Below are 25,476 nucleotides of genomic sequence, written 5' to 3'. Positions count from 1 at the left end.
TTGTGGAAGTTGTCGATCAGGTTCTGGTCGTTGGTGAACGAGTGAACGGTTTCGACGTGGCCGTTGATGATGCCGTACTTGTCGTTGACCGCCTTGAGCACCGGCACGATGGCGTTGGTGGTGCAGGAGGCCGCCGAGACGATCTTGTCTTCCGGGGTGATGTCGCCGTGGTTGATGCCATGCACGACGTTCTTCAGCGCGCCCTTGCCAGGTGCGGTGAGGATCACGCGGGCAGCACCCGGGCAGGCCAGGTGCTGGCTCAGGCCTTCGGCGTCACGCCATACACCGGTGTTGTCGACGATCAGGGCATCGTTGATGCCGTACTGGGTGTAGTCGACTTCGCTCGGGTTCTTGGCGTAGATCACCTGGATCAGGTTGCCGTTGGCCGTGATGGTGTTGTTGGCTTCATCGATGACGATGGTGCCATCGAACGGGCCATGCACCGAGTCACGACGCAGCAGGCTGGCGCGCTTGACGAGGTCGTTCTCGGCACCCTTGCGCACGACGATGGCGCGCAGGCGCAGGCCGTCACCACCACCGGTCTTCTCGATCAGGATGCGCGCCAGCAGGCGACCGATACGGCCAAAGCCGTACAGCACCACGTCAGTGCCCTTGGCGGCAGAAGCGCCCTGCTGACCGACCACATCGGCCATTTCTTCACGCACGAAGGCTTCGGCGCTGCGGCCATTGCCTTCGAGCTTGAACTTGTTGGCCAGCTTGCCCAGGTCGACCGAGGCAGCGCCGAGCTTCAGCTCGCTCATGGCCTTGAGCAGTGGGAACGTCTCGTGCACGGACAGCTCGCACTCGTCGGTCTGGCGATGGCGCGCAAAGCGGTGCGCCTTGAGGATCGAGATCACCGAACGGTTGATCAGGCTGCGGCCATAGATCGAGCTGACCACATTGTTATTGCGGTACAGCTGACCAATCAGCGGAATCATCGCTTCGGCAAGCGCTTCACGATCGATCCACTCACCAAGACACTGGTCGGGCTTCTGAGTCACGGGAACCTTCCACATGTAGGGACAAAAAAAAGGGGCTACATTATGCCGCCCCCGAAGCTATCGGGCAATGAGCGACGCACGTTACGGGTGCTACGGGGTCAACACCTGCATGAGCCTGACAGCCATGCTCGCCCCCGGTACAATCGATCCCTTTGCCGCAACGCTTGGAGTCCCATCTCCCGTGTCAGTTCTGCGCCTCCCGAAAATGTCGGCCACCGCCGGCAAGCAAACCTGGGGCAACCTGCAGGGCGCCGCCCTGAGTCTTGCCATTGCCGAAGCCGCCAGCACTGCCGGCCGCTTCACCTTGCTGCTGACCGCCGACAGCCAGGCCGCCGACCGCCTCGAGCAGGAGCTGCGCTTTTTCGCGCCTGACCTGCCCGTGCTGCCGTTCCCCGACTGGGAAACCCTGCCGTACGACCTGTTCTCGCCGCACCAGGACATCATCTCCCAGCGCATTGCCAGCCTGTATCGACTGCCGGAGCTGGACCACGGCATCCTCGTGGTGCCCATCACCACCGCCCTGCACCGCCTGGCGCCGACGCGCTTTCTGCTCGGCGGCAGCCTGGTGCTGGATGTCGGCCAGAAGCTTGACGTCGAACAGATGCGCTCACGCCTGGAGGCGAGCGGCTACCGCTGCGTCGACACCGTCTACGAGCACGGCGAGTTCGCGGTACGCGGGGCCCTGCTCGACCTGTTCCCGATGGGCAGCAAACTGCCCTACCGCATCGACCTGTTCGATGACGAAATCGAGACCCTGCGCACCTTCGACCCGGACACCCAGCGCTCGATCGACAAGGTCGAGTCGGTACGCCTGCTGCCGGCGCGCGAATTCCCGATGCAGAAAGACGAAGTCACCCGCTTCAAGGCGCGCTTCCGCGAACGCTTCGACGTGGATTTCCGCCGCAGTGCAATCTTCCAGGACCTGGCCAGCGGCATCATCCCGGCCGGCATCGAGTACTACCTGCCGCTGTTCTTCGAAGAAACCGCCACCCTGTTCGATTACCTGCCCAGCGACACCCAGGTGTTTTCCCTGCCGGGGGTCGAGCAGGCCGCAGAAACCTTCTGGAACGATGTGCGCGGGCGCTATGAAGACCGCCGCGGTGACCTGAGCCGCCCGCTGCTGCCGCCCGCCGAGCTGTTCCTGCCGGTCGAAGACTGCTTCGCCCAGCTCAAGCAGTGGCCGCGCGTGGTGGTCAGCAGCGAGGACGTCGGCAGCGGCGCCGGTCGTGAACGCTTCGCCAGCCAGCGTCTGCCGGAGCTGGCCATCGAAGCCAAGGCCAACCAGCCGCTGGCGGCGCTGTCACAGTTCCTCGATCAGTTCGCCGGCCGGGTGCTCTTCACCGCAGAGTCGGCCGGGCGCCGCGAGGTGCTGCTGGAGCTGCTCGAACGCCTCAAGCTGCGCCCCAAAGCGGTCGACAGCTGGGCCGATTTCGTCACCAGCTCGGCGCGTCTGGCCATCACCATCGCGCCATTGGACGACGGCCTGCTGCTGGAGCAACCCGAGCTGGCGCTGATCGCCGAAAGCCCCTTGTTCGGCCAGCGCGTGATGCAACGTCGTCGCCGCGAGAAACGCGGCGAAGCCGCCAACGACGCCGTGATCAAGAACCTCACCGAGCTGCGCGAAGGCGCGCCGGTGGTGCACATCGACCACGGCGTGGGCCGCTACCTGGGCCTGGCGACCCTGGAGATCGACGGCCAGGCCGCCGAATTCCTTACCCTGGAATACGCCGAGAACGCCAAGCTCTACGTGCCGGTGGCCAACCTCCACCTGATTGCCCGCTACACCGGTAGCGATGACGCCCTGGCGCCACTGCACCGCCTCGGCTCGGAAACCTGGCAGAAGGCCAAGCGCAAGGCCGCCGAGCAGGTGCGCGATGTGGCGGCCGAGTTGCTCGACATCTACGCCCGCCGCGCTGCTCGCGTGGGTCATGCCTTCGCCGACCCTGCGGCCGACTACGCCACGTTCAGCGCCGGCTTCCCCTTCGAGGAAACCCCGGACCAGCAATCGGCCATCGAAGCGGTGCGCCAGGACATGCTGGCGGCCAAACCCATGGACCGTCTGGTCTGCGGCGACGTCGGCTTCGGCAAGACCGAAGTGGCCATGCGCGCGGCATTCATCGCCGTGCACAGCGGCCGCCAGGTGGCCTTGCTGGTGCCGACCACCCTGCTCGCCCAGCAGCACTACAACAGCTTCCGCGACCGCTTCGCCGACTGGCCGGTGGTGGTCGAGGTGATGAGCCGCTTCAAATCGGCCAAGGACATTTCTGCTGCCGCAGCGGACCTCGCTGAAGGCAAGATCGACATCCTCATCGGCACCCACAAGCTGTTGCAGGACGATGTGAAGTTCAAAGACTTGGGCCTGGTCATCATCGACGAAGAACACCGATTCGGCGTGCGCCAGAAAGAACAGCTCAAGGCCCTGCGTAGCGAAGTCGACATCCTCACCCTCACTGCCACGCCGATTCCACGCACCCTGAACATGGCCGTGGCCGGCATGCGCGACCTGTCGATCATCGCCACGCCGCCGGCACGACGCCTGTCGGTGCGCACCTTCGTGATGGAAGAGAACAACAGCACCATCAAGGAAGCCCTGCTGCGCGAACTGCTGCGCGGCGGCCAGGTGTACTACCTGCACAACGATGTGAAAACCATCGAGAAATGCGCTGCCGACCTCGCCGCCCTGGTGCCTGAAGCACGCATCGGCATCGGCCACGGGCAGATGCGCGAGCGCGAGCTGGAACAGGTGATGAGCGACTTTTACCACAAGCGCTTCAACGTGCTGGTGGCCTCGACCATCATCGAGACCGGCATCGACGTGCCGAGCGCCAACACCATCGTCATCGAGCGCGCCGACAAGTTCGGCCTGGCCCAGCTGCACCAGTTGCGCGGCCGCGTCGGGCGCAGCCACCACCAGGCCTATGCCTACCTGCTGACGCCATCGCGCCAGGGCATCAGTGCCGATGCCGAGAAGCGCCTGGAGGCCATCGCCGCGACCCAGGACCTCGGCGCCGGCTTCGTGCTGGCCACCAACGACCTGGAGATCCGCGGCGCCGGCGAGCTGCTCGGCGAAGGCCAGAGCGGGCAGATTCAGGCGGTCGGTTTCACCCTCTACATGGAAATGCTGGAGCGGGCCGTGAAGGCCATTCGCAAGGGCACCCAGCCGAACCTGGAGCAGCCCTTGGGCGGCGGCCCAGAAATCAACCTGCGCCTGCCGGCACTGATTCCCGAAGACTATCTGCCTGATGTGCATGCGCGCCTGATTCTCTACAAGCGCATCGCCTCAGCCGCCGACGAAGAGGGCCTGAAAGACTTGCAGGTCGAGATGATCGACCGCTTCGGCCTGCTGCCCGAGCCGACCAAGAACCTCATCCGCCTGACGCTGCTCAAGCTGCAAGCGGAAAAGCTCGGCATCAAGAAAGTCGATGCCGGCCCCAATGGCGGCAAGATCGACTTTGAAGCACAAACCGTGGTCGAGCCGCTGACGCTGATCAAGCTGATCCAGAGCCAACCCAAGCGCTACAAGTTCGAAGGTGCCACGCAGTTCCGCTTCATGGTGCCGATGGAGCGCGCTGACGAGCGCTTCTCGACCCTCGAAGCGCTGTTCGAGCGCCTGACCCCAACGACTGCCTGAAGGAAGATCCATGCGTGCCATTCCAAGCCTGGGCCTGATGCTGGCCCTGTTCGCCCCGCTGGCCGGTGCCGACGGGCTGTATCGGGTCGAGCTGCTGCTGATCAGGCAGAACGCCGTGCCCGCCCTGTATGGCGCAGCCGCGCCGGAAGATTGGCGGGCCGGTGCCGCGCCGCTGGCCGCAGAAGCCGAACGTCCGCCCAGCCTGGGCGACATGGTCGAGCGCCTGCAGGCGTCGGGCGACTACACCGTGCTGCTGCACCAGGCCTGGCAACAGAGCCTGAGCGCAGAACCCACGGCGGTCGCCTTGAGCGCCGGCGAGCAAACCTATGGTCGCTCGCCGATCGAAGGCACCTTGAGCCTGGCCGATGGGCGTTTCGTCGCCACCCGGGCGCGCTTCTGGGTCAACCAGCTCGACAGCAATGGCGGCGTGCAGCGCAGCGAACAGTTCCGCCAGAGCAACAGCAACATGAAGCGCGGGCAGCTGAACTTTCTCGATGGCGGGCACCTGGCCGTTCTGATCAAGGTGACGCCGGCTGGCATGCGCGCGCAGCCCGCTGCGGACGCTCAACTGATGGAGCAATGAGGTGAACGCGCACGAGCTGGGCACGCTGCTGCGCGAGCATGGCGACTGGACCCACTCCTTCAGCACGCAATGCCTGCAGCGTGGCGAGCGCTATGCCCAACAGGGCCGGGTCGAGCTCACCGGCTTCGAGCTGGACGACGTTCAGGCGCGCTGCCGCGGCAGCGAAGGCCAGCACTACCGCCAGCGCATCACGCTGCACGTGCATGGGCGCTACTGTGAAGTCGAAGGGCGCTGCACCTGCCCGGTGAAGGTCAACTGCAAGCACTGCGCGGCCGTGCTCTACACCCTCGCCGGTCAGTCTCAATCGACCCCCAGCGACGCCTTGCCGGCCGAGCTGCAGCACTGGCTGCAGGGCCTCACCCCGCCAAGCGTGGCCAGCAACGAAGACAAGCGTGGACGCCTGGTCTGCTATCAACTGATGCTCTTCGACGATCGCACCTGCGGGTTGCGGGTACGCAAGGGAGTGTTCGACAACGACGCGCTGCAGTTCAAGCGTCTGCAATCGCTGTATGAATTGCTCTACCAGCCCCCGCGCTTCGTCAAAGAAGACGACCTGCGCCTGTTGCGCCTGCTCGCCGCCCTCGACGATCCGAGCGGCGCGCAGCAGGGCTACGAGCTCAAGGGCCAGGAAGGCGGCGAACTGCTGCAGCGCGCCCTGGACACCGGGCGCCTGATCCATGAGCCCGACATGCCGTTCATCCGCCAGGGCGGCGCGCGTGCTGCCGAGTTTCGCTGGGTGCGCCTGGACAATGGCAGCTACCGTGGCGTGTGGGTTCACCAGGAGCGCGCCCTGCCCTGTGTGCTGCCGCTGCTGCCGCTGTACTACTACGATGCGCAGACCCAGGAACTGGGCCTGCTCGAGCACGCGCTCGATCCACACATTGCCCAGCAGTTGACGCTGGCCCCCGAGGTGCCTGAACACCTGATCGTGCCGCTGACGCACAAGCTCAATACGCTGAATCAGCACCTGCCGACCCCGACTCAACTGCACGAAGAGCTCATCGACACCGTCCAGCCCAGCCCGCACCTGACCCTGGGCAGCGTCGAGTTCAGCGCCTATGCGACCAAGACCGGGCGCATGCAGCGGCAAATGCAGCACCGTGCTGCCCTGGCCTTCGACTATGACGGTCTGCGCGCCAGCGGCAATGACGACAAGCCCGTGTCGCGCCTGGCCGGCAGCACGCACCAGCGCATCCAGCGCCAGCTCGACACCGAACGTGAGTTGCGCGATGCGTTGCGTGCCTGGGGCTTCAAGCCGGCTACCCGGCAGAGCAAGGCCCTGCCAGACAGCGCAGGCGAAATGCTCCAGCTGCCCGATGACGACGCCTGGCTGCGTTTCGCCCGCCAAGGGCTACCGGCACTGCGTGAAGCGGGCTGGACGGTTGAAGTGCAGCGTGACTTCGCCTTTCATCTGCACGAGGTGCAGGACTGGTACGCCGACATCGATGAAGCGCCTGGGCATGAATGGTTCGACCTGGAACTGGGCATCGTGGTCGGGGGTGAGCGCTACAGCCTGCTGCCCATCATGCTGCAACTGTTGCGCAGCAACCCCGAGCTGCTGCGCAGCCACGAACTGGCCAAGCGCGGCGATGACGAGCACCTGCTGATCGACCTCAACAGCGCTCGCCATGACAGCCCCGCGCTGCGCGTCGCCCTGCCCTACGGACGCATCCGCGCGGTGATGCGCACCCTCGGCGAGCTCTATCAGCACGATCAGGTCAGCGGCCCCAGCGTACGCCTCGAGCGCGCCGACGCCGCGCGCCTGAACGAGATCGAGGGCCTGCCCCTGAGCTGGGCAGGCGGGGAGCAGGTGCGGCAACTGGGCCGGCGCCTGCGCGATGCGCGCGAGCTTGAAGTGGCGCCTCCGGCAGGTCTGAACGCCACCTTGCGCCCGTATCAGCAACAGGGCCTGAACTGGCTGCAGGCGCTACGCGAGATGGGCACCGGCGGTATTCTGGGTGACGACATGGGCCTGGGCAAGACGCTGCAGACCCTCGCCCATCTGCTCCTGGAGAAACAGGCCGGGCGCCTGACCCAGCCGGCCCTGTTGGTGATGCCCACCAGCCTGATTCCCAATTGGCTCGACGAAGCCCAGCGCTTCGCGCCCGCACTGCGCGTGCTGGCCTTGCACGGTGCAGGCCGCGCCCAGCACTTCGCCGCGCTGGCCGAGTACGACCTGGTCCTGACCACCTATGCCTTGCTGCCGCGCGACCTCGACATCCTCAAGCAACAGACGTGGCACGCGTTGGTGCTGGACGAGGCGCAGAACATCAAGACCAGCACCAGCAAGGCCGCCCAGGCGGCCCGTGCGTTGAACGCCGGACAACGCCTGTGCCTGACCGGCACGCCGATGGAAAACAACCTGGGCGAACTGTGGTCGATCTTCCATTTCCTGATGCCGGGATGGCTGGGCGACAGCAAGCAGTTCACCAAGGATTACCGCACCCCCATCGAACGCCATGGCGACAGCGAGCGCTTGAGCCACCTGGTACGGCGTATCCGGCCCTTTCTGTTGCGCCGCACCAAGGAAGAGGTGGCCACCGACCTGCCCGCGAAAACCGAAATGGTCCACTGGGTAGAGCTGAGCGACGCCCAGCGCGACACTTACGAAACCGTGCGCGTGGCCATGGACAAGAAGGTCCGCGAAGAAATTGCCCGCAACGGCGCGGCGCGCAGTCAGATCGTCATCCTCGAGGCCTTGCTCAAGTTGCGCCAGGTCTGCTGCGACCTGCGCCTGGTCAAGGGCGTGGACGTCAAGGGCCCGCAGCACGACAAGGGCAAGCTGGGCAGCCTGCTCGAAATGCTCGTTGAACTGCTCAGCGAAGGGCGGCGGGTGCTGTTGTTCTCGCAGTTCACCTCGATGCTGGCGTTGATCGAGGAGGAATTGGTCAAGCGGGGCATTCGCTACAGCCTGCTGACGGGCGACACCCGCGATCGGCGCACGCCTGTCGCGCAGTTCCAGGGCGGCGAAAGCGAGGTGTTCCTGATCAGCCTGAAGGCCGGTGGCACGGGCCTCAACCTGACCGCGGCCGATACCGTGATCCACTTCGACCCGTGGTGGAACCCGGCCAGTGAGAACCAGGCGACCGACCGCGCCTACCGCATCGGGCAAGACAAGCCGGTATTCGTCTTCAAGCTGATCACGCGCGGCACGGTAGAAGAGAAGATCCAGCAACTGCAGCTGGAGAAAGCCGCCCTGGCGGCCGGCGTGCTGAAAGACGGCGCCGCCGGGCAATGGCGCATGGCTGATGAAGACATCGAGGCCTTGTTTGCGCCGCTGCCCGGCAAGCGCGGACGCTAGGTTCTGAGCTGAAAGGCCTGGGACGGCGGATCAAGCGGTTTCCAGCAGAGTCCGGGGTTCAGTCGATCAGTTGCGCAGCACGCAAGGCGCTGATCGCCTCCAGCCAGCGCGGCTGTTCGCGGTAGTCGGTGCGCGCAAAGCCACGCCCGCGCATGTTGGCGATGCGAGGCGAAGGGCTGACCTGCAAGCGCTGCGCTGCACTGAGTGCCAACTCGGCGGCCGCGCGATCGTTGCAGACCAGGCCCATGTCGCAGCCTGCACTCAACGCGGCTTCGATGCGGTTGGCAGCGTCGCCCACCACGTGCGCGCCGGCCATCGACAGGTCATCACTGAAAATCACCCCCTCAAAGCCCAGCTCGCCGCGCAGGATGTCCTGCAGCCAGCGGCGCGAGAAGCCGGCGGGCTGATTGTCGACCTGCGGGTAGATGACGTGCGCGGGCATCACGGCGGCCAGCTGCGTGCTCAGGTGCTTGAACGGCAGCAGATCAGCCTGGCGCAGTTGCTCGAGGCTGCGCTCGTCAGTGGGGATCGCCACGTGGGAGTCGGCTTCAGCCCAACCATGCCCGGGGAAATGCTTGCCACAGGCGGCCATGCCTGCGGCGTTCATACCGCGAATGAAAGCCCCGGCCAAGTGCGTGGCACGCAGCGGCTCGCCCTCGAACGCCCGGCTGCCCACCACCGCGCTGCGCTGGTGATCGAGGTCCAGCACCGGCGCGAAGCTCAGGTCCAGGCCCACGGCCAGCACCTCAGTGGCCATCAACCAGCCACACTGTTCGGCCAGCTGATCGGCGCTCTCGTTGTCAGCCAGCGCGCGCATGGCTGGCAGGCGCACGAAGCCCTGCCGCAGGCGCTGCACGCGACCGCCCTCCTGGTCCACGGCGAGGATCAGGTCCGGGCGAATGGCGCGAATCGAGGCGCACAGCTCGCGCACCTGGCGCGGGCTTTCGATGTTGCGGGCAAAGATGATCAGGCCGGCCACTTGCGGCTGGCGCAACAGAGCGCGGTCTTCGGCGGTCAGCCAGGTGCCGGCGATATCCACCATCAGCGAGCCTTGCAGGCGGGCAGTCATAGAAGATCCTTCAATACAGGGAGGGGCAGGCTCATGCCTTGACGGGTGTCGCTTGAGCGACCGGCTTGTTGCGCGGACGCAGCTGGGCACCGGCCATGTGCGGGTCAGTGACGCCACTGTCGGCACGCATGCCGGCGGCGAGAAACGGCACCATCAGGCGCATGACCTGTTCGATCGAGGTGTTCATGCCGAAATCGGTCTCGGAGATGGCGCGCAATGCCTTGATGCCGGACATGCTGAAAGCTGCAGCGCCCAGCATGAAATGCACGCGCCAGAACAGCTCGAGCGGTGGAATGCGCGGCGCGGCTTCGTTGACCAGCAGCATGTAGCGGCGGAACACCTTGCCGTACATGTCTTCGAGGTAGCGGCGCAGGTGACCTTGGCTTTCGCTGAACGCCAGGCCCAGCAGACGCATGAAGATCGACAGGTCGTTATTGCTGCGCGGCTGCACGGCCAGGGCCTGGTCCACCAGCATCTCCAGCAGCTCTTCCAGGCTGGGCCTGAGCTCAGGCTGGGCCTGGCGACGATCCAGCTCGCGCTCGAGACTTGCACAGAAAGGGCCTAGAAAGCGGGAGAAAACGGCCTGGATCAGGGCTTTCTTCGAGCCGAAATGATAATTTACGGCCGCCAGGTTGACCCCAGCCTTGCTGGTGATCAAGCGCAGCGAGGTTTCGGCGAAGCCTCGTTCCGCGAACAGCTGCTCGGCAGCGTCGAGAATGCGCTCAACGGTTTCGGATTGGGCCATGACTTACCTATTCGCCAGACAAACAGTTGTTTGAAACATACGTTTCAGAGTGGCCGCTGTCAAGAATGTGTGACCGATGGGTCGAAGGTGCACAGGCCCGGATTCCCTGCCCTGCAGCCGCTTACCATCAGGCTGCGCAAGCGGCCTGGGACAGTGCGCAACCGGCGCTTGGGAACAGAGTGCTTGCAGCGGACCAACTACTGTATATAATCCCAGTCACTGGATAAAAGAACAGAGCGCCCGCCATGTTGAAACTGACGCCACGCCAAGCTGAAATTCTCGCCTTCATCAAGCGCTGCCTTGAAGAAAACGGTTTCCCGCCCACCCGCGCAGAAATCGCCCAGGAGCTCGGCTTCAAGTCACCCAATGCTGCCGAAGAACACCTCAAGGCCCTGGCCCGTAAAGGCGCCATCGAAATGACCCCTGGCGCCTCACGCGGCATCCGCATCCCTGGTGTGGAGACCAAAGCCGAAGACTCGAGCCTGCCCATCGTCGGCCGGGTCGCGGCCGGGGCGCCGATTCTCGCCGAGCAGCACATCGAGCAATCGTGCAACATCAGCCCCGACTTCTTCAATCCTCGCGCCGATTACCTGCTGCGCGTTCACGGCACCAGCATGAAAGACGTCGGCATCTACGACGGCGACCTGCTGGCCGTGCACACCTGCCGCGAAGCGCGTAACGGCCAGATCGTCGTGGCACGCATCGGCGACGAAGTCACCGTCAAACGCTTCAAGCGCGAAGGCAGCAAAGTCTGGCTCATTGCCGAAAACCCAGAATTCGCCCCGATCGAAGTCGACCTGAAAGATCAGGAACTGGTCATCGAAGGCTTGAGCGTCGGCGTCATTCGCCGCTGACCGAGGAGGCGCCATGCATACGTCCACCCACGCACCCGAGCATACCCAGTTGTCACTGTTTGAAGCCTTTCTGGCCCAACCCGTGCTACCTGGTCTCAAAACCCGCGAACCGGCTGGCGAGTACTGCCGTCCCGACCTGTTCAGCGAGCTGACCCTACGGGGTGCGTCGGGGCAGTGCCACAGCCTGCTGGCACCGGTATTACGAGAGCTGAGCGAAGAAGACGACAGCCGTTGGCTGACCTTGATCGCGCCGCCTGCAAGCCTGACCCAGGCCTGGTTGCGCGACGCGGGGCTGAACCGCGAACGTATTCTGTTGCTGCACCCTCGCGGCAACCAGAGCGCGCTGCATCTGGCAGGCGAAGCATTGCGACTCGGGCGCAGCCACACCGTCATCAGCTGGCTCGGCAGCCTCAATGCCAGCGCACGCCAGCTTCTGGTTCGAGCTGCCAGTGCTGGTAAAGCACAAAGCCTGAACATCCGCATCAGCTGATGTTCAGGCTTTGCCTGGGCTGCTCACCTGTTCAAGGCAAGCAGCTGAATCATTCTGTCGACGTCAGTGCAGAACGCGTGGGCCTTCGTCTCGCTCCAGATCACCTTCGACCAAACGCCCTGCCATCTGTACGCCAACGCTGAGCATGGCCTTGGCGACTTCGACATGCTGTCCTTGCAGAAAGACCTTGGCATCTTCAGAGAAGCTCAAGGTAACGAGCGAACCTTCATCTTCGGCGCGGCGCAGCTCAATGCGACCATCAGGCAGCTCGACAATTTCAAGAAACGACGTTGACATAAAGGGCTGTTCTCCACGAAAGGCCATCATTGTAGCAGCCACGGCGTGGATCAGCACTCACTCAGCGCGTCTCGGAAACGTCGTACAACGTCCTTCAAGTCGCCACGCCAACGCTGCAGCTCCTCAACGCCCACGGCCGCCTGCTCGGGCGCATCCAGGTTAACGGCCTGAATCAAGGGCTGGGTCACGTCGGTCTTGGGCGCTTTCTTCGCGACAGGTGGTCGGAACAAATCGGCATACGCTTGCAGCAAACTCGCCAACCAACTGTCGCGGCTGCCGGCCAGCTCCAACAGCTCGGCCATTTCAGGGATCGCCACGTCACGCAGCATGTCGTCGTGCAACAAATCTTCTGCCCGCTGGGCACCCGCCTGAGGGAGTCGATAGAAGCCGGCAATCTCGTGGCACAATCCTAGCAATGCCCCGTACAGATGAAACACGGCTGCTTCGCGCTCGGCTTGCACGAGGCCTTGGGCGTTCATGGCTTGGCTCTGCTGGGCCTTGCCCATCGACTCCAAGGCAAGCCCTGCGAAGAACAGCTTCTGATTGGTGCGGGTATAGAGTTCCTGGGCCATGGTGCGAGGTCTCCTGAAGCGCGACGTGGCAAGCCGTTGGTAAGCGATAAAGGTGCAAGGGTTCAACGGCGAAGTTGTAGCGTCAGTACGCCTGCACTGCAAGCCAAACGCAACGAGGGCAAGCCGTTTGTTTCGGCTTGCCCCCGCTGTGTGTTGCCAGTGATCAGCGTATTGCTCGTGATCAGCGTTTGTCTTCGACTTTCCAGGCCGAGCCATCGTAGAACGCCTTCCAGCCCGTCGGCTTGCCTTCGACCTCAGTCTGCACGTACTGCTCTTTGGTCTTGCGGCTATAACGAATGACCGTCGGGCGACCTTCCGGATCTTTCTCCGGCGCCTCGCACAGGAAGTGATACTTGGGATCGATTTCGGCCTTGTGCGGCACGATTTCCATCACCAACGGCGCGCGCGTTTCCCGGTTCTTGGGGAACTGGCTCGCCGCCAGGAACAGCCCGGAGGCACCATCGCGCAGCACATAGGTGTCGTCGACCTTCTCGCACTTGAGTTCAGGCATCTCCACCTTGTCCATCTTCGGCGGCGCTGCCTCACCGTTCTTGAGCAGCTTGCGGGTGTTCTTGCACGCCGCATTGGTGCAGCCGAAGAACTTGCCGAAGCGTCCGGTCTTCAACTGCATTTCGCTGCCGCACTTGTCGCACTCCAGGCTCGGACCTTCATAGCCCTTGATGCGATAGGTGCCCTCTTCGATCTCGTAGCCCGGGCAATCCGGGTTGTTACCGCAGATGTGCAGCTTGTGCTTTTCATCCAGCAGGTAGGCGTCCATGGCGGTGGCGCAAATCGGACAGCGGTGCTTGCTGCGCAGCACGCGCGACTCCGACTCGCCTTCGTCATCGGCGGCAATTTCGTCGCCTGGCACCAGGTTCACCGTGGCCTTGCAACGTTCCTTGGGCGGCAGCGTGTAACCCGAGCAGCCGAGGAACACGCCGGTGGAGGCGGTACGAATCATCATCGGCCGACCACATTCCTTGCAGGCAATGTTGGTCATGGTGGGCTGGTTGGCGCGCATGCCGTTTTCCGCAGCCTCGGCGGTCAGCAGCTTCTTGCTGAAGTCGCCGTAGAACTCGTCGAGCACGTTTTTCCAGTCACGCTCACCGTGAGCGACGTCATCGAGGTGCTCTTCCATGCCGGCGGTGAAGCCGTAGTCCATGAGGTTGGAGAAGCTTTCGGACAGCCGCTCGGTGACGATGTCGCCCATCTTTTCCGAGTAGAAACGACGGTTGTGCAGGGTCACATAACCGCGGTCCTGGATGGTGGAAATGATCGCGGCGTAGGTCGAAGGCCGGCCAATGCCGCGCTTTTCCATTTCCTTGACCAGGCTGGCTTCAGTAAAGCGCGCCGGCGGCTTGGTGAAGTGCTGGCTCGGGTCCAGCTCGATCAGCTTGAGCGCTTCACCCTGGGCCATTTCCGGCAAGACGTCATCTTCGCCGGGTTTGCCCTGTTGCGGCAGCACTCGGGTGTAACCGTCGAACTTGAGAATCCGGCCCTTGGCACGCAGCTCGAAGTTGCCGGCCACGGCAGTGATGCTGGTGGACAGGTACTGGGCCGGCGGCATCTGGCAGGCCAGGAATTGACGCCAGATCAGTTCATACAGCCGCTCGGCATCACGCTCCATGCCGCTGATCTTGCTCGGGTGGGTGCTGACGTCGGAGGGGCGGATCGCTTCGTGCGCCTCTTGGGCACCCTGCTTGCTGCCGTACACGATGGGCGCCTCGGGCAGGTACTGGCTGCCGAACTCGCGCTCGATGTAACTGCGTGCCATCTCCACTGCATCGGTGGACAGGTTGGTGGAGTCAGTACGCATGTAGGTGATGTAGCCCGCCTCGTACAGACGCTGCGCCATCATCATGGTCTTCTTCACGCCGTAACCCAGGCGGTTGCTCGCAGCCTGCTGCAAGGTCGAGGTGATGAACGGCGCCGACGGCTTGCTGCTGGTCGGACGGTCCTCACGCTTGCTCACGCTGTAGCTGGAAGCCTTGAGCTGCTCCAGGGCGGCCATGGCCTGCGCCTGATTGAGCGGCTTGAAGGCTTCGCCATTCTGGCGGGCAACCTCGAAGCGCACCTTGGCCTTCTTGGCGCTGCTCAGGTCGGCGTGGATTTCCCAGTACTCTTCGGGGTTGAACGCACGGATTTCGCGCTCGCGCTCGACCACCAGCTTGACCGCTACCGACTGCACGCGGCCCGCCGACAAGCCACGGGCGATCTTGGACCAGAGCAGTGGCGAGACCATGTAGCCGACCACGCGATCCAGGAAGCGGCGCGCCTGCTGGGCGTTGACCCGGGCGATATCGAGTTCGCCCGGACGCGAGAAGGCCTCTTGAATGGCCTTCTTGGTGATTTCGTTGAACACCACGCGCTTGTAGCGGGTGTCATCGCCGCCAATGGCCTCGCGCAGGTGCCAGGCAATGGCTTCACCCTCACGGTCCAAGTCGGTTGCGAGATAGATGGTGTCGGCGTCTTTGGCCAAGCGACGCAACTCATCGATGACCTTCTCCTTGCCGGGGAGGATCTCGTACTTGGCCTTCCAGCCCGCATCAGGGTCGACGCCCATGCGGGCGACCAGCTGGCGACGGGCCTTTTCCTTTGGCGGAACCACCGGCGCATCGGCCGCAGCCTTGCCGCGCTTGGCGGCTGGCTCCTTGGAGGCGCTGGCCGAACCGCTGGTGGGGAGGTCGCGGATATGGCCGATACTCGACTTCACCACGTACTCGTTGCCCAAGTACTTGTTGATGGTCTTGGCCTTGGCCGGGGATTCCACAATGACCAGCGATTTGCCCATGGATCGGTGTATTCCTGAATCTGGAGATGAATAACGCGCCGGGTGCCGGACGCGGCACCGCTATATATAGTGGCGACAGAGTGAGGTCAAGCGCAGTCGTTCAGAGCGGTGGCGCAGTGAGTGCCGAAAACGGTCCCTCTTCTACCTGGCGCAAAGCAAAGCGTGGCACCTGGGTTCCGTCAACCTCGACCGTCTCGAGGAACATCGACAAAGGCCGCACCCACAGGCTGAAATCGCCATACAGGCACTGGTAGAAGACCATCCATTCCTCGCTTTCCGAATGGCGCGCAGTACCGAACACGCGGTACTCAGGCCCTTTGTAATGCTGGTAGATGCCTGGCTGTACCTGCATGTCACACACTCCTGAACCTGCAAAAAACAAAAACCGGGGCACTGGGCCCCGGCTGCTGTGACAACGAAACGATCAGCGCCGTTCGAAGACAGTGGTGATGCCCTGACCAAGGCCGACGCACATGGTGGCGACCCCGAGCGTACCGCCTTTCTGCTTCATGACGTTGAGCAAGGTGCCGGAAATTCGCGCACCGGAGCAACCAAACGGATGGCCCAAGGCGATTGCGCCGCCGTGCAGGTTAACCTTCTCATCCATCTTGTCGAGCACTTTCAGATCTTTCAGCACCGGCAGGGCCTGCGCAGCGAAGGCTTCGTTGAGCTCGAAGTAGTCGATGTCATTGATGCTCAGACCCGCGCGCTTGAGGGCTTTCTGGGTCGATGGCACCGGGCCGTAGCCCATGATTGCCGGGTCGACACCGGCCACCGCCATCGAGCGCAGGACCGCCAGCGGCTCGATGCCCAGGTCCATGGCACGCTGGCCGGACATGACGATCATGCACGAAGCGCCATCGGTGATCTGCGACGAAGTGCCGGCAGTCACGGTACCGCCTTTGGGGTTGAACGCCGGCTTGAGCGAGGCCAGCCCTTCGAGCGTGGTGTCCGGACGAATGGTCTCGTCAAAGTCGAAGACCTTGAGGAAACCGTTCTCGTCATAGCCCTGCATGGGAATGATTTCGTCCTTGAAGTTGCCCTCGACGGTCGCCTTGTGCGCCAGTTGATGCGAGCGCAAAGCGAACAGGTCTTGTTGCTCACGGCTGATGCCGTGCATCTTGCCGAGCATTTCGGCGGTCAGGCCCATCATCCCGGAAGCCTTGGCGGCGTGCAGCGACAGGTGCGGATTGGGGTCGACGCCATGCATCATGCTGACGTGGCCCATGTGTTCTACCCCGCCAATGACGAACACATCACCGTTGCCGGTCATGATCGCCTGGGCGGCCGTGTGCAGCGCGCTCATCGACGAGCCACACAGACGGCTGACGGTCTGCGCGGCTGCCGTGTGCGGGATCGGCGTCATCAGCGACGCCATGCGGGCGATGTTCCAGCCCTGCTCCAGGGTCTGGTTGACGCAGCCCCAGATCACGTCCTCGACTTCCTTGGGATCGACCTTGGCGTTGCGCTCGAGCAACTTCGTGATCAGGTGCGCCGACATGTCTTCGGCGCGGGTATTGCGGTGCATGCCACCCTTGGAGCGGCCCATGGGCGTGCGACCGAAGTCGACGATCACCACATCTCTTGGATTCAGGCTCATATCAAATCTCTCGCTCTAGCTCGTTGACCGCTCAGTTGAAGAAACGCTGGCCGTTCTGGGCCATCTCACGCAGCTTCGCCGTCGGGTGGTACAGCGGCCCCAGGTCGGCGTACTGATCAGCCAGGGCAACGAATTCAGCCACACCGACCGAGTCGATGTAGCGCAGCGCACCGCCGCGGAACGGCGGGAAACCGATGCCGTAGACCAGACCCATGTCAGCTTCGGCGGCGGTTTCCACGATGCCGTCTTCCAGGCAGCGAACCACTTCCAGACACAGCGGGATCATCATCCAGTTGATGATGTCGTCATCGCTCAGCTCGCGCTGCTCGTAGATCACCGGCTTGAGCACGTCGAGCACCGACGGATCGGCGACCTTCTTCGGCTTGCCGCGCTTGTCGGTCTCGTAGGCGTAGAAACCCTTGCCGTTCTTCTGGCCCAGGCGCTTGGCGTCGTACAGCGCGTCGATGGCCGTGCGGCGCTCGTCCTTCATGCGGTCGGGGAAGCCTTCGGCCATGACGTCACGGCCATGGTGGCCGGTGTCGATACCGACCACGTCCATCAGGTAGGCCGGGCCCATGGGCCAGCCGAATTTCTCCATGACCTTGTCGATGCGCACGAAGTCGACACCGGCACTCACCAGGCGTGCGAAGCCGCCGAAGTACGGGAACAGCACGCGGTTGACCAGAAAGCCCGGGCAGTCATTGACCACGATGGGGTTCTTGCCCATTTTCTTGGCGTACGCCACGGTGGTGGCCACCGCCACATCGCTGGACTTCTCGCCGCGGATCACTTCCACCAGCGGCATCATGTGCACCGGGTTGAAGAAGTGCATGCCGACGAAATTTTCCGGACGCTTGAGCGCCTGGGCCAGCAGGTTGATGGAGATGGTCGAGGTGTTCGACGCGAGGATCGTGTCCTCCTGCACCTGCCCTTCTACCTCAGCCAGCACGGCCTGCTTGACCTTGGGGTTCTCGACCACCGCCTCGACCACGATGTCGACATTGGCGAAATCGCCATAGGACAGCACCGGACGGATCGCATTGAGCGCTTCGGCCATCTTGGCCGGAGTCAGACGGCCTTTCTCGACACGGTTGCCGAGCAGCTTGGAGGCTTCACTGAGGCCGAGCTGGATCGCTTCTTCACGGATGTCCTTCATCAGGATCGGCGTGCCCTTGACCGCCGACTGGTAAGCGATACCGCCACCCATGATGCCGGCGCCCAGTACCGCTGCCTGCTTCACATCGCGGGCGATCTTGTCGTGGGCCTTGGCCTTGCGCTTGAGCTCCTGGTCATTGAGGAACAGGCCGATCAGGCTTTTCGCGACCTCGGTCTTGGCCAGCTTGGCGAAGCCAGCGGCTTCCACTTCAAGGGCCTTGTCGCGACCGAAGTTGGCCGCTTTCTGGATCGACTTGATGGCTTCGACCGGCGCAGGATAGTTCGGTCCGGCCTGACCGGCGACGAAGCCCTTGGCGGTTTCGAACGCCATCATCTGCTCGATGGCGTTGAGCTTGAGCTTTTCCAGCTTCGGCTGACGCTTGGCCATGTAGTCGAGCTCGCCACTGATGGCGCGCTTGACCAGGTCGAGTGCAGCCGCGCCGAGCAGTTCAGGCGAGACCACCGCATCCACGGCGCCCAGCTTGAGCGCGTCTTCGGCGCCGTTCTCCTTGCCCGAGGCAATCCACTCGATGGCGTTGTCGGGGCCGATCAGGCGTGGCAGGCGCACGGTGCCGCCAAAGCCTGGGTAGATGCCCAGCTTGACCTCCGGCAGGCCGATCTTGGCGCTGCTGGACATGACCCGGTAATCGGCGGCCAGGCACATCTCCAGGCCTCCGCCCAGGGCCATGCCATTGATGGCTGCAACCGTCGGCACCTGCAGGTCTTCAAAGGCGCTGAAGATGCGGTTGGCCTGCAGGTTGCCAGCGACCAGTTCGGCTTCGGGCAGCTTGAAGTTGTCGACGAATTCGGTGATGTCGGCGCCGACGATGAACGTGTCCTTGCCGCTGCTGACGATCACGCCCTTGATCGAGGCGTCGGCGGCAATGGCCTCAACGGCCAGGCGCAGCTCCTCGAGGGTGAGGCGGTTGAACTTGTTGACGGACTCACCCTTGAGGTCGAACTGCACGTCGACGATGCCGCTTTCAAGAGCCTTCACCGTGATGGCTTTACCTTCGTAAATCATCAACTGATCTCCACGATATGGAAGCTGAACGTTACCTGCCGGTCGCTGGATACGGGCAATCATTGCCCTGTGTGTCCAGGCACACCCACCCGCAGGCTGCTCGGGATTCTGTAGGAGCGCTGCAACATCCAAACGCTCAATTCATACGCCCGTTTGATTTGGGTGGGCACACATTCTCCGAAAAGATCAGGGTTGTCAAATGCCCATCGGCGTCCGGCGAAAGCGACCGTTCGGTCATTCTGCACCGGCCTGGTCTACGCGGTGATGACGATGATCGCGGATCATTCATGCCGGGCATATGACCGGCCTGCACAGCGAGCCGCTGCCTGAGCGCTGATGCCCGTGTGGAGCGGCCGATTTGAACTGCCGTTGTGGACTGCAGTTGTGAACCGCCGTTGTGAACTGCCGTTATGAACTATAGTCAACCCGTTTCCCGGCCTGCCTGGCCTTTTGTGTGGCCACACGACGCATCCGTGCTGGCGCACAACGCATCGCGGGGCAGCCCCCGTTTCGCTCGACTGGTCTGAACCAGTGGTCGAAACGGGGGCTGCCCCGCGATGTCGTTCGAGCGTGAGTAGCGTGGGTGAAGCTCAGGCCAGCGCCGTCAAGGCATCCTTGATGGTTTGTACCACCTGCTCGTCGCCGCGCTCACCCCAGTAGATGGCCAACATGCGCGGGTCGGCCTCGACCTTGTAGACGCTCTCCGGCAGCCCGCTGAACACCGCCAGCAGACGGGGTTCGGCGCACGCCTCACGCCACTGATTGCTCCACACTCCCGGGCTGGCCTGCCAGTAGCTCCACGTATCAGTGCGGCCCGCGCGGCGCGCACAGTGGTACTGCGGACAAGGGCTCGGCGGCTGTTTCTCCAGCCAGTGCGGCCACTGCTGCGGGGCCAACTGCATGCCCAGCCCAGCTCGACGCGCCTCCAGGCGCAGGTCCATCTGCCGGCTCTGCTTGCGCGAAGGCCGAAGCCAGGCAAGCGGGCTCAAAATCAGCGCAAGGATTGACACCACAAGCCATACCGTCATATCTCTACGCCCCCTAAAGCGTTGCACCCAGGCGTGTCAGCCGTATTTGCGGCGAGTGCCTGAAAAGCAACCATACTTCCATTACCCCGATCATCAGGAGTGCCGCTCATGTCCTACTCTCATCTTCTGGTCGCCGTCGACCTGACGGAAGAGTGTGATCCCGTGATCAAGCGTGCCATGGCCGTCGCCGCGCCGAACAACGCCAAGGTGTCGCTGGTGCACATCGTTGAGCCGATGGCCATGGCCTTCGGTGGCGACGTGCCCATGGACCTGTCGCAGCTGCAACAGCAGCAGTTCGACCAGGCCAAGGAGCGCATGAATCGCCTGTTCGCCAAGTACCCCGAGATCCAGCAGGGTAACTCGGAGCTCAAGTACGGCCAGCCGCGCCAGGAAATTCATCAGTTGGCCCAGGACCTGCACTGCGACCTGATCGTGGTCGGCAGCCACGGCCGCCACGGCCTGGCATTGCTCCTGGGCTCCACCGCCAATGACGTGCTGCATGGCGCGCCCTGTGACGTGCTTGCGGTCCGCCTGCAAAAGAAAGACAGCTGATACGCACGCGGCGCCTCCAGGGGCGCCGCGCACGTTTGCAGGCCTCAACGGCCCAAGGGCTGTCAGCCTTCCAGCTCTGCCCAGCGCTCTACCAGGCCATCGAGCTCGCTCTGGTACTGTTCCAGCTGCGCCAGCACCGCCGTGGTCTCGGCGCTCGGCCGCTGATAGAAATTGCCATCGGCGATCTCGCCCTGCACCTTGGCCATCTTCTGCTCCAGCGCATCGATCTGCTGCGGCAATTGTTCGAGCTCACGTTGCAGCTTGTAACTGAGTTTCTTCTTCGCAGGCTCTGCGGCAGCTTCAGAGGCAACCACCGGCGCGGCCTCGGCAACCTTCTCGACCACGGCACTGTTGAGCTCGGACTTGCCGCCCTTGCTTTCGGCCACGCCCAGCAGGCGCGGCGAGCCACCCTGACGGATCCAGTCTTCGAAGCCGCCGACGTATTCACGCACCAGGCCTTCGCCTTCGAACACCAGGGTGCTGGTTACCACGTTGTCGAGGAAGGCCCGGTCGTGGCTGACCATGAGCACGGTGCCCTTGTAGTTGCACAGCACCTCTTCGAGCAACTCCAAGGTTTCGACGTCGAGGTCGTTGGTCGGTTCGTCCAGCACCAGCAGGTTGGCTGGCTTGCTGAACAGCTTGGCCAGCAACAAACGCGCGCGCTCGCCGCCCGACAGTGCCTTGACCGGGGTACGTGCCCGCTGCGGGCTGAACAGGAAGTCACCGAGGTAGCTCAGCACATGGCGGTTCTGCCCATCGATCTCGATGAAGTCACGGCCTTCGGCCAGGTTGTCGATCACCGTTTTTTCCACGTCCAGCTGGTGGCGCAGCTGGTCGAAGTAGGCCACTTCCAGCTTGGTACCGCGGTCGACCTTGCCAGCGCTCGGCTCCAGGTCACCGAGCATCATCTTCAGCAGGGTGGTCTTGCCGGTGCCGTTGGCACCCAGCAGGCCGATGCGATCCTGGCGCTGTACGACCATGGAGAAATCTTTCACCAGCAGCGGACCACCGGGGTGGGCGAAGCTGACGTTCTCCAGCGACATCACCTGCTTGCCCGATTTCTCGGCCGCCTCGATGAGGATGTTGGCTTTGCCCTGGCGCTCGCGGCGCTCGCCGCGCTCATTGCGCAGCGCCTTGAGGGCACGCACGCGACCTTCGTTGCGGGTACGACGGGCCTTGATGCCCTGACGAATCCACACCTCTTCCTGGGCCAGGCGCTTGTCGAACAGCGCGTTGGCGGTCTCTTCGGCCGCCAGGGCCGCTTCCTTGTGCACCAGGAAACTGGCGTAGTCGCCGTTCCAGTCGATCAGCCCGCCACGGTCCAGTTCCAGGATGCGCGTGGCCAGGTTCTGCAGGAAGGAGCGGTCGTGGGTAATGAACAGCACCGCGCCGGTGAAGCCCTTCAACGCTTCTTCCAGCCAGGCGATGGCGCCGATGTCCAGGTGGTTGGTGGGCTCGTCGAGCAGCAGCAGATCGGGCTCGGACACCAGCGCCTGGGCCAGCAGCACACGGCGGCGCCAGCCACCGGAGAGCTCGGCCAGGGTTTTGTCGGCGGGCAACTGCAGACGGCTCAAGGTGCTGTCGACCAGTTGCTGCAAGCGCCAGCCGTCGCGCGACTCCAGCTCGTGCTGCACGTGCATGAGCTTGTTCAGGTCTTCGTCGGTGACGATGTTCTGGCTCAGGTGGTGGTACTCGGCCAACAGCGCGCCAACCCCATCGAGCCCTTCGGCGACCACATCGAACACGCTGCGGTCGTCGGCCAGGGGCAGCTCTTGCGGCAGCTCGCCGATCTTGAGCCCCGGGCTGCGCCAGATTTCACCGTCGTCAGGGCGTTGCTCGCCCTTGACCATGCGCAGCATGCTCGACTTGCCAGTGCCGTTACGGCCAATGATGCACACCCGCTCGCCGCGGCCGATTTGCCAGGACACCTTGTCCAACAGCGGCATGGCGCCGAACGCGAGGGACACATCGCTGAATTTGAGAAGGGTCATGATCGTCTCCAGAAAACGGGCGCGCATTCTACCCGGTTTGGCGTGCCGAGACATCAAACGCCCCGATATAGGCGCCCCGCTCGTCCACAATCGGGCAAACGCTGCGCGGCGCTTTCGCCACCTGCGGGCAACCGGCTAAGCTAGGGCCCTCATCTCACAGTGCTGGCCACGCCGTCACTTTCCATGGTTCAACTGCACGGACGTATCATGCGCAGCCGCCTGTTCCAGATCGTTTCCTGCCTGCTGCTCGGCGCCGCCTCCACCAGCGCGGCCCAGGCCACTGACCTCATTCAGCAACGCCAGTACTATGACGAAGCCAAACGCGCGCTCGCCAAGGGCGACAAGGGCCCGTACCTGCGCAACATCCAGGCCCTGAGCGACTACCCGCTGACGCCCTATCTGGCCTATGACGAGCTCACCGCGCGGCTGAAATCGGCCAGCAACATCGAGATCGAGGCCTTTCTCAAAGCGCACGGCGACCTGCCCCAGGCCAACTGGATGAAACTGCGCTGGTTGCGCTGGCTGGCCGAGCGTGGCGATTGGGACACCTTCGCCCGCTACTACGACCCCAAGCTCAACTTCACCGAACTCGACTGCCTCAACGGCCAGTACCAGCTGAGCCATGGCCAGCACGCCGAAGGCCTGGCCAGTGCCGAAAAGCTCTGGCACACCGGTAAATCCCAGCCTGCAGCCTGCGACACCCTGTTCGGCATGTGGGCTGCCGAAGGCCAACTGACCGAGGCGCGCCGCTGGGAGCGCTTGAAACTGGCCGCTCAGACCCGCAACTACGCGTTGGCCAACAGCCTGGTCAAGACCCTGCCGACCCTCGCCAGCCAGGGCCAGTTGCTGATCGACGTGGCGCAAAAGCCCGAGATGCTCGACCAGCCGTCGCGCTTCGCGCCGGCCAGCGAGGCGATGTCCGATGTGGTCAGCCTGGGCCTGCGCCGCCTGGCGCGACAGGACCCGGAGCGGGCCATGTCGATGCTCGATGACTACGCCCAGCGCATGCACTTTTCCCGCGATGAAAAAGTCGCCATCGCCCGCGAAATCGGCCTGACCCTGGCGCGCCGCTACGACCCGCGCGCGCTCGACCTGATGACTCGCTACGACCCTGAACTGCGCGATGACACCGTCAGCGAATGGCGCCTGCGCCTGCTGCTGCGCCTGGGCCGCTGGCAAGAGGCCTACGAGCTCACCCGCCGCCTGCCGCCCGCACTGGCCAGCAGTAACCGCTGGCGTTACTGGCAGGCACGCAGCCTGGAGCTGGCCAAGCCGAACGACCCGCAGGTGCCGCTGCTGTACAAGGCCGTGGCCCGCGAACGCGACTTCTACGGTTTCCTCGCCGCTGATCGCGCCCAAACGCCTTATCAGCTCAACAACAAGCCGCTGGTGTTGAGCCAGGCCCTGGTCAACAAGGTGCGCAACACCCCGGGCGTGCGCCGTGCCCTGGAATTCCACGCCCGTGGGCAGATCGTCGATGGCCGCCGCGAGTGGTACTACGTCAGTCGTCACTTCAGCCGCGACGAAATGGTCGCCCAGGCGCGCCTGGCCTACGAGCTGCGCTGGTACTTCCCGGCCATCCGCACCATCAGCCAGGCGCAGTACTGGGACGACCTGGACATCCGCTTCCCCATGGCCCACCGCGATACCCTGGTGCGCGAAGCCAACGTCCGCGGCCTGCATTCGAGCTGGGTATTCGCCATCACCCGCCAGGAAAGCGCATTCATGGACGATGCCCGCTCCGGCGTCGGCGCCAGTGGCCTGATGCAGCTGATGCCGGCCACCGCCAAGGAAACCGCGCGCAAGTTCAGCATTCCACTGGCCTCGCCGGCGCAGGTGCTCAACCCCGATACCAACATCCAGCTCGGCGCCGCGTACCTGAGCCAGGTGCACAGCCAGTTCAACGGCAACCGGGTGCTCGCGTCGGCCGCCTACAACGCCGGCCCCGGCCGCGTACGGCAATGGCTGCGCGGCGCCAAGCACCTGAGCTTCGATGTGTGGGTGGAGTCGATCCCGTTCGATGAAACCCGCCAGTATGTGCAGAACGTGCTGTCTTATTCGGTGATCTACGGGCAGAAGCTCAACTCGCCGCAGCCACTGGTGGACTGGCACGAGCGGTATTTCGACGACATGTAGGCTGTAGTGCGGCGTGGCTGGAACAGCACGCCGCCCCGTTAACCCGCCGTTAATCACCCACCTCCAGGCTACGCGCTCGTTCAACGTCTCCAAGGCACCCCCGATGCGCGTTTTCCTGCTCCTCGCGAGCCTGCTGCTGAGCACCGCGCTCAGCGCCAACCCCTTCGCCAGCAAGCCGGACTTCCTGCCGGTGGAACAAGCGTTCCGCGTCAGCCATGAGCGCCTGTCCGACGGCCAGTTGCGGGTGGATATCCAGATCCAGCCGGGCTACTACCTGTACCAGAAGCGCCTGAAGTTCGACGGGTTGCCCGCCGACCAGCACCCTGCCCTGCCGCCGGCGCTGAACCATCACGATGAGTTCTTTGGCGACAGTGCGATCTACCGCGAGCAGCTCGAGCTGCGTCTTCCCGCCAACGCCCGTGGCACCCTGCGCCTGGGCTGGCAAGGCTGCGCCGACGCCGGGTTGTGCTATCCGCCGCAGACCACGGTCATCGAGCTGGGCGAGGCAATCGCGAGTGCACCGCTGGGCGCAGCCCCCGCAGCGCCGGCGGCACAAGCGGCAGACCAGGCCCTGGCCACTGGCCTGCTGGATGGCTCGCTGGCCTGGAGCCTGCTGGCCTTCTTCGGCCTTGGCCTGCTCCTGGCCTTCACCCCGT

19 protein-coding genes are annotated in these 25,476 nt (G+C 63.8%); 8 read left to right on the top strand and 11 right to left on the bottom strand.

Annotated features, from left to right (window positions below; genetic code table 11):
* On the bottom strand, window positions 1-1,016 hold a 1,016-nt coding region (locus RT028_RS13245; RefSeq protein ID WP_312935475.1), incomplete at its 3' end, for a glyceraldehyde-3-phosphate dehydrogenase.
* A 166-nt stretch (window positions 1,017-1,182) separates the two neighbouring features.
* Here RT028_RS13245 and mfd point away from each other — a divergent pair.
* The 3 genes from mfd to RT028_RS13230 are packed head-to-tail and all read left to right on the top strand — an operon-like array spanning window position 1,183 to window position 8,516.
* Entirely contained in the window at window positions 1,183-4,632 is a 3,450-nt protein-coding gene (gene mfd, locus RT028_RS13240) for a transcription-repair coupling factor (RefSeq protein WP_312935474.1), read from the top strand.
* A gap of 10 nt (window positions 4,633-4,642) precedes the next feature.
* Window positions 4,643-5,215 (top strand): CsiV family protein, encoded by a 573-nt coding sequence (locus RT028_RS13235; RefSeq protein ID WP_312935473.1) that lies wholly within the window; start codon window positions 4,643-4,645, stop codon window positions 5,213-5,215.
* Window position 5,216: 1 nt separating this feature from the next.
* Window positions 5,217-8,516, top strand: a complete 3,300-nt coding sequence (locus RT028_RS13230; RefSeq protein ID WP_312935471.1) for a DEAD/DEAH box helicase — start codon at window positions 5,217-5,219, stop codon at window positions 8,514-8,516.
* 58 nt (window positions 8,517-8,574) lie between these two features.
* On the opposite strand, the gene nagZ is transcribed toward RT028_RS13230, so the two are convergent.
* Entirely contained in the window at window positions 8,575-9,573 is a 999-nt protein-coding gene (nagZ, locus tag RT028_RS13225) for a beta-N-acetylhexosaminidase (RefSeq protein WP_312935479.1), read from the bottom strand.
* A 43-nt stretch (window positions 9,574-9,616) separates the two neighbouring features.
* Complete coding sequence (locus RT028_RS13220; protein ID WP_312935469.1) at window positions 9,617-10,330, bottom strand: TetR/AcrR family transcriptional regulator; 714 nt, start codon at window positions 10,328-10,330, stop codon at window positions 9,617-9,619.
* 245 nt (window positions 10,331-10,575) lie between these two features.
* On the opposite strand from RT028_RS13220, the gene lexA reads away from it, so the two are divergent.
* Complete coding sequence (gene lexA, locus RT028_RS13215) at window positions 10,576-11,184, top strand: transcriptional repressor LexA (protein WP_312935467.1); 609 nt, start codon at window positions 10,576-10,578, stop codon at window positions 11,182-11,184.
* A 13-nt stretch (window positions 11,185-11,197) separates the two neighbouring features.
* Window positions 11,198-11,674: an SOS-induced cell division inhibitor SulA gene (gene sulA, locus RT028_RS13210; protein ID WP_312935465.1), complete on the top strand. Its 477-nt coding sequence runs from the start codon at window positions 11,198-11,200 to the stop codon at window positions 11,672-11,674.
* Window positions 11,675-11,737: 63 nt separating this feature from the next.
* On the opposite strand, the gene RT028_RS13205 is transcribed toward sulA, so the two are convergent.
* From RT028_RS13205 to RT028_RS13175, 7 genes are all read right to left on the bottom strand, one after another.
* Window positions 11,738-11,971 (bottom strand): hypothetical protein, encoded by a 234-nt coding sequence (locus RT028_RS13205; protein ID WP_312935477.1) that lies wholly within the window; start codon window positions 11,969-11,971, stop codon window positions 11,738-11,740.
* A gap of 50 nt (window positions 11,972-12,021) precedes the next feature.
* Window positions 12,022-12,543, bottom strand: a complete 522-nt coding sequence (locus tag RT028_RS13200) for a DUF6586 family protein (protein ID WP_312935463.1) — start codon at window positions 12,541-12,543, stop codon at window positions 12,022-12,024.
* Between the two features lie 181 nt (window positions 12,544-12,724).
* Window positions 12,725-15,334 carry a type I DNA topoisomerase gene (gene topA / locus RT028_RS13195; RefSeq protein WP_312935461.1) on the bottom strand — a complete coding sequence of 870 codons (2,610 nt, stop codon included), beginning with the start codon at window positions 15,332-15,334 and terminating at the stop codon, window positions 12,725-12,727.
* Window positions 15,335-15,434: 100 nt separating this feature from the next.
* Window positions 15,435-15,686, bottom strand: a complete 252-nt coding sequence (locus RT028_RS13190) for a DUF1653 domain-containing protein (protein WP_312935460.1) — start codon at window positions 15,684-15,686, stop codon at window positions 15,435-15,437.
* A 72-nt stretch (window positions 15,687-15,758) separates the two neighbouring features.
* The gene (gene fadA, locus RT028_RS13185) at window positions 15,759-16,934 is read right to left on the bottom strand and encodes an acetyl-CoA C-acyltransferase FadA (protein WP_312935459.1); all 1,176 of its coding nucleotides are present in this window, start codon (window positions 16,932-16,934) and stop codon (window positions 15,759-15,761) included.
* Window positions 16,935-16,965: 31 nt separating this feature from the next.
* Window positions 16,966-19,113: a fatty acid oxidation complex subunit alpha FadB gene (fadB, locus tag RT028_RS13180; RefSeq protein WP_312935458.1), complete on the bottom strand. Its 2,148-nt coding sequence runs from the start codon at window positions 19,111-19,113 to the stop codon at window positions 16,966-16,968.
* Window positions 19,114-19,703: 590 nt separating this feature from the next.
* Window positions 19,704-20,141, bottom strand: coding sequence for a hypothetical protein (locus tag RT028_RS13175; protein ID WP_312935457.1), 438 nt, complete (start codon window positions 20,139-20,141; stop codon window positions 19,704-19,706).
* A gap of 108 nt (window positions 20,142-20,249) precedes the next feature.
* Between RT028_RS13175 and RT028_RS13170 the strand changes: the two genes are divergently transcribed.
* Complete coding sequence (locus RT028_RS13170) at window positions 20,250-20,693, top strand: universal stress protein (RefSeq protein WP_312935456.1); 444 nt, start codon at window positions 20,250-20,252, stop codon at window positions 20,691-20,693.
* Window positions 20,694-20,755: 62 nt separating this feature from the next.
* Here the strand turns inward: RT028_RS13170 and RT028_RS13165 are convergent, their stop codons facing one another.
* Complete coding sequence (locus RT028_RS13165) at window positions 20,756-22,684, bottom strand: ATP-binding cassette domain-containing protein (protein ID WP_312935454.1); 1,929 nt, start codon at window positions 22,682-22,684, stop codon at window positions 20,756-20,758.
* A 207-nt stretch (window positions 22,685-22,891) separates the two neighbouring features.
* Here RT028_RS13165 and RT028_RS13160 point away from each other — a divergent pair, with 207 nt between their 5' ends.
* The gene (locus RT028_RS13160; RefSeq protein ID WP_312935453.1) at window positions 22,892-24,820 is read left to right on the top strand and encodes a transglycosylase SLT domain-containing protein; all 1,929 of its coding nucleotides are present in this window, start codon (window positions 22,892-22,894) and stop codon (window positions 24,818-24,820) included.
* 103 nt (window positions 24,821-24,923) lie between these two features.
* Window positions 24,924-25,476, top strand: a 553-nt coding sequence (locus RT028_RS13155; RefSeq protein ID WP_312935451.1) for a protein-disulfide reductase DsbD domain-containing protein, incomplete at its 3' end; no start/stop codon positions are given.

The organism is Pseudomonas sp. (genome assembly GCF_032058845.1).
GTDB lineage: Bacteria > Pseudomonadota > Gammaproteobacteria > Pseudomonadales > Pseudomonadaceae > Aquipseudomonas.
The sequence above is the reverse complement of the archived record's forward strand: the minus strand, read 5'-3'. Positions and strand labels throughout refer to the sequence as shown.

What these genes read in the sequence shown, in the direction of transcription:
- RT028_RS13200 (WP_312935463.1), bottom strand. Translation starts at nt 12,543, where the DNA reads ATGGCCCAGGAACTCTATACCCGCACCAATCAGAAGCTGTTCTTCGCA.
- RT028_RS13205 (WP_312935477.1), bottom strand. Translation starts at nt 11,971, where the DNA reads ATGTCAACGTCGTTTCTTGAAATTGTCGAGCTGCCTGATGGTCGCATT.
- RT028_RS13170 (WP_312935456.1), top strand. Translation starts at nt 20,250, where the DNA reads ATGTCCTACTCTCATCTTCTGGTCGCCGTCGACCTGACGGAAGAGTGT.
- topA (WP_312935461.1), bottom strand. Translation starts at nt 15,334, where the DNA reads ATGGGCAAATCGCTGGTCATTGTGGAATCCCCGGCCAAGGCCAAGACC.
- lexA (WP_312935467.1), top strand. Translation starts at nt 10,576, where the DNA reads ATGTTGAAACTGACGCCACGCCAAGCTGAAATTCTCGCCTTCATCAAG.
- RT028_RS13190 (WP_312935460.1), bottom strand. Translation starts at nt 15,686, where the DNA reads ATGCAGGTACAGCCAGGCATCTACCAGCATTACAAAGGGCCTGAGTAC.
- fadB (WP_312935458.1), bottom strand. Translation starts at nt 19,113, where the DNA reads ATGATTTACGAAGGTAAAGCCATCACGGTGAAGGCTCTTGAAAGCGGC.
- RT028_RS13220 (WP_312935469.1), bottom strand. Translation starts at nt 10,330, where the DNA reads ATGGCCCAATCCGAAACCGTTGAGCGCATTCTCGACGCTGCCGAGCAG.
- RT028_RS13165 (WP_312935454.1), bottom strand. Translation starts at nt 22,684, where the DNA reads ATGACCCTTCTCAAATTCAGCGATGTGTCCCTCGCGTTCGGCGCCATG.
- RT028_RS13160 (WP_312935453.1), top strand. Translation starts at nt 22,892, where the DNA reads ATGCGCAGCCGCCTGTTCCAGATCGTTTCCTGCCTGCTGCTCGGCGCC.
- RT028_RS13175 (WP_312935457.1), bottom strand. Translation starts at nt 20,141, where the DNA reads ATGACGGTATGGCTTGTGGTGTCAATCCTTGCGCTGATTTTGAGCCCG.
- fadA (WP_312935459.1), bottom strand. Translation starts at nt 16,934, where the DNA reads ATGAGCCTGAATCCAAGAGATGTGGTGATCGTCGACTTCGGTCGCACG.
- sulA (WP_312935465.1), top strand. Translation starts at nt 11,198, where the DNA reads ATGCATACGTCCACCCACGCACCCGAGCATACCCAGTTGTCACTGTTT.
- RT028_RS13235 (WP_312935473.1), top strand. Translation starts at nt 4,643, where the DNA reads ATGCGTGCCATTCCAAGCCTGGGCCTGATGCTGGCCCTGTTCGCCCCG.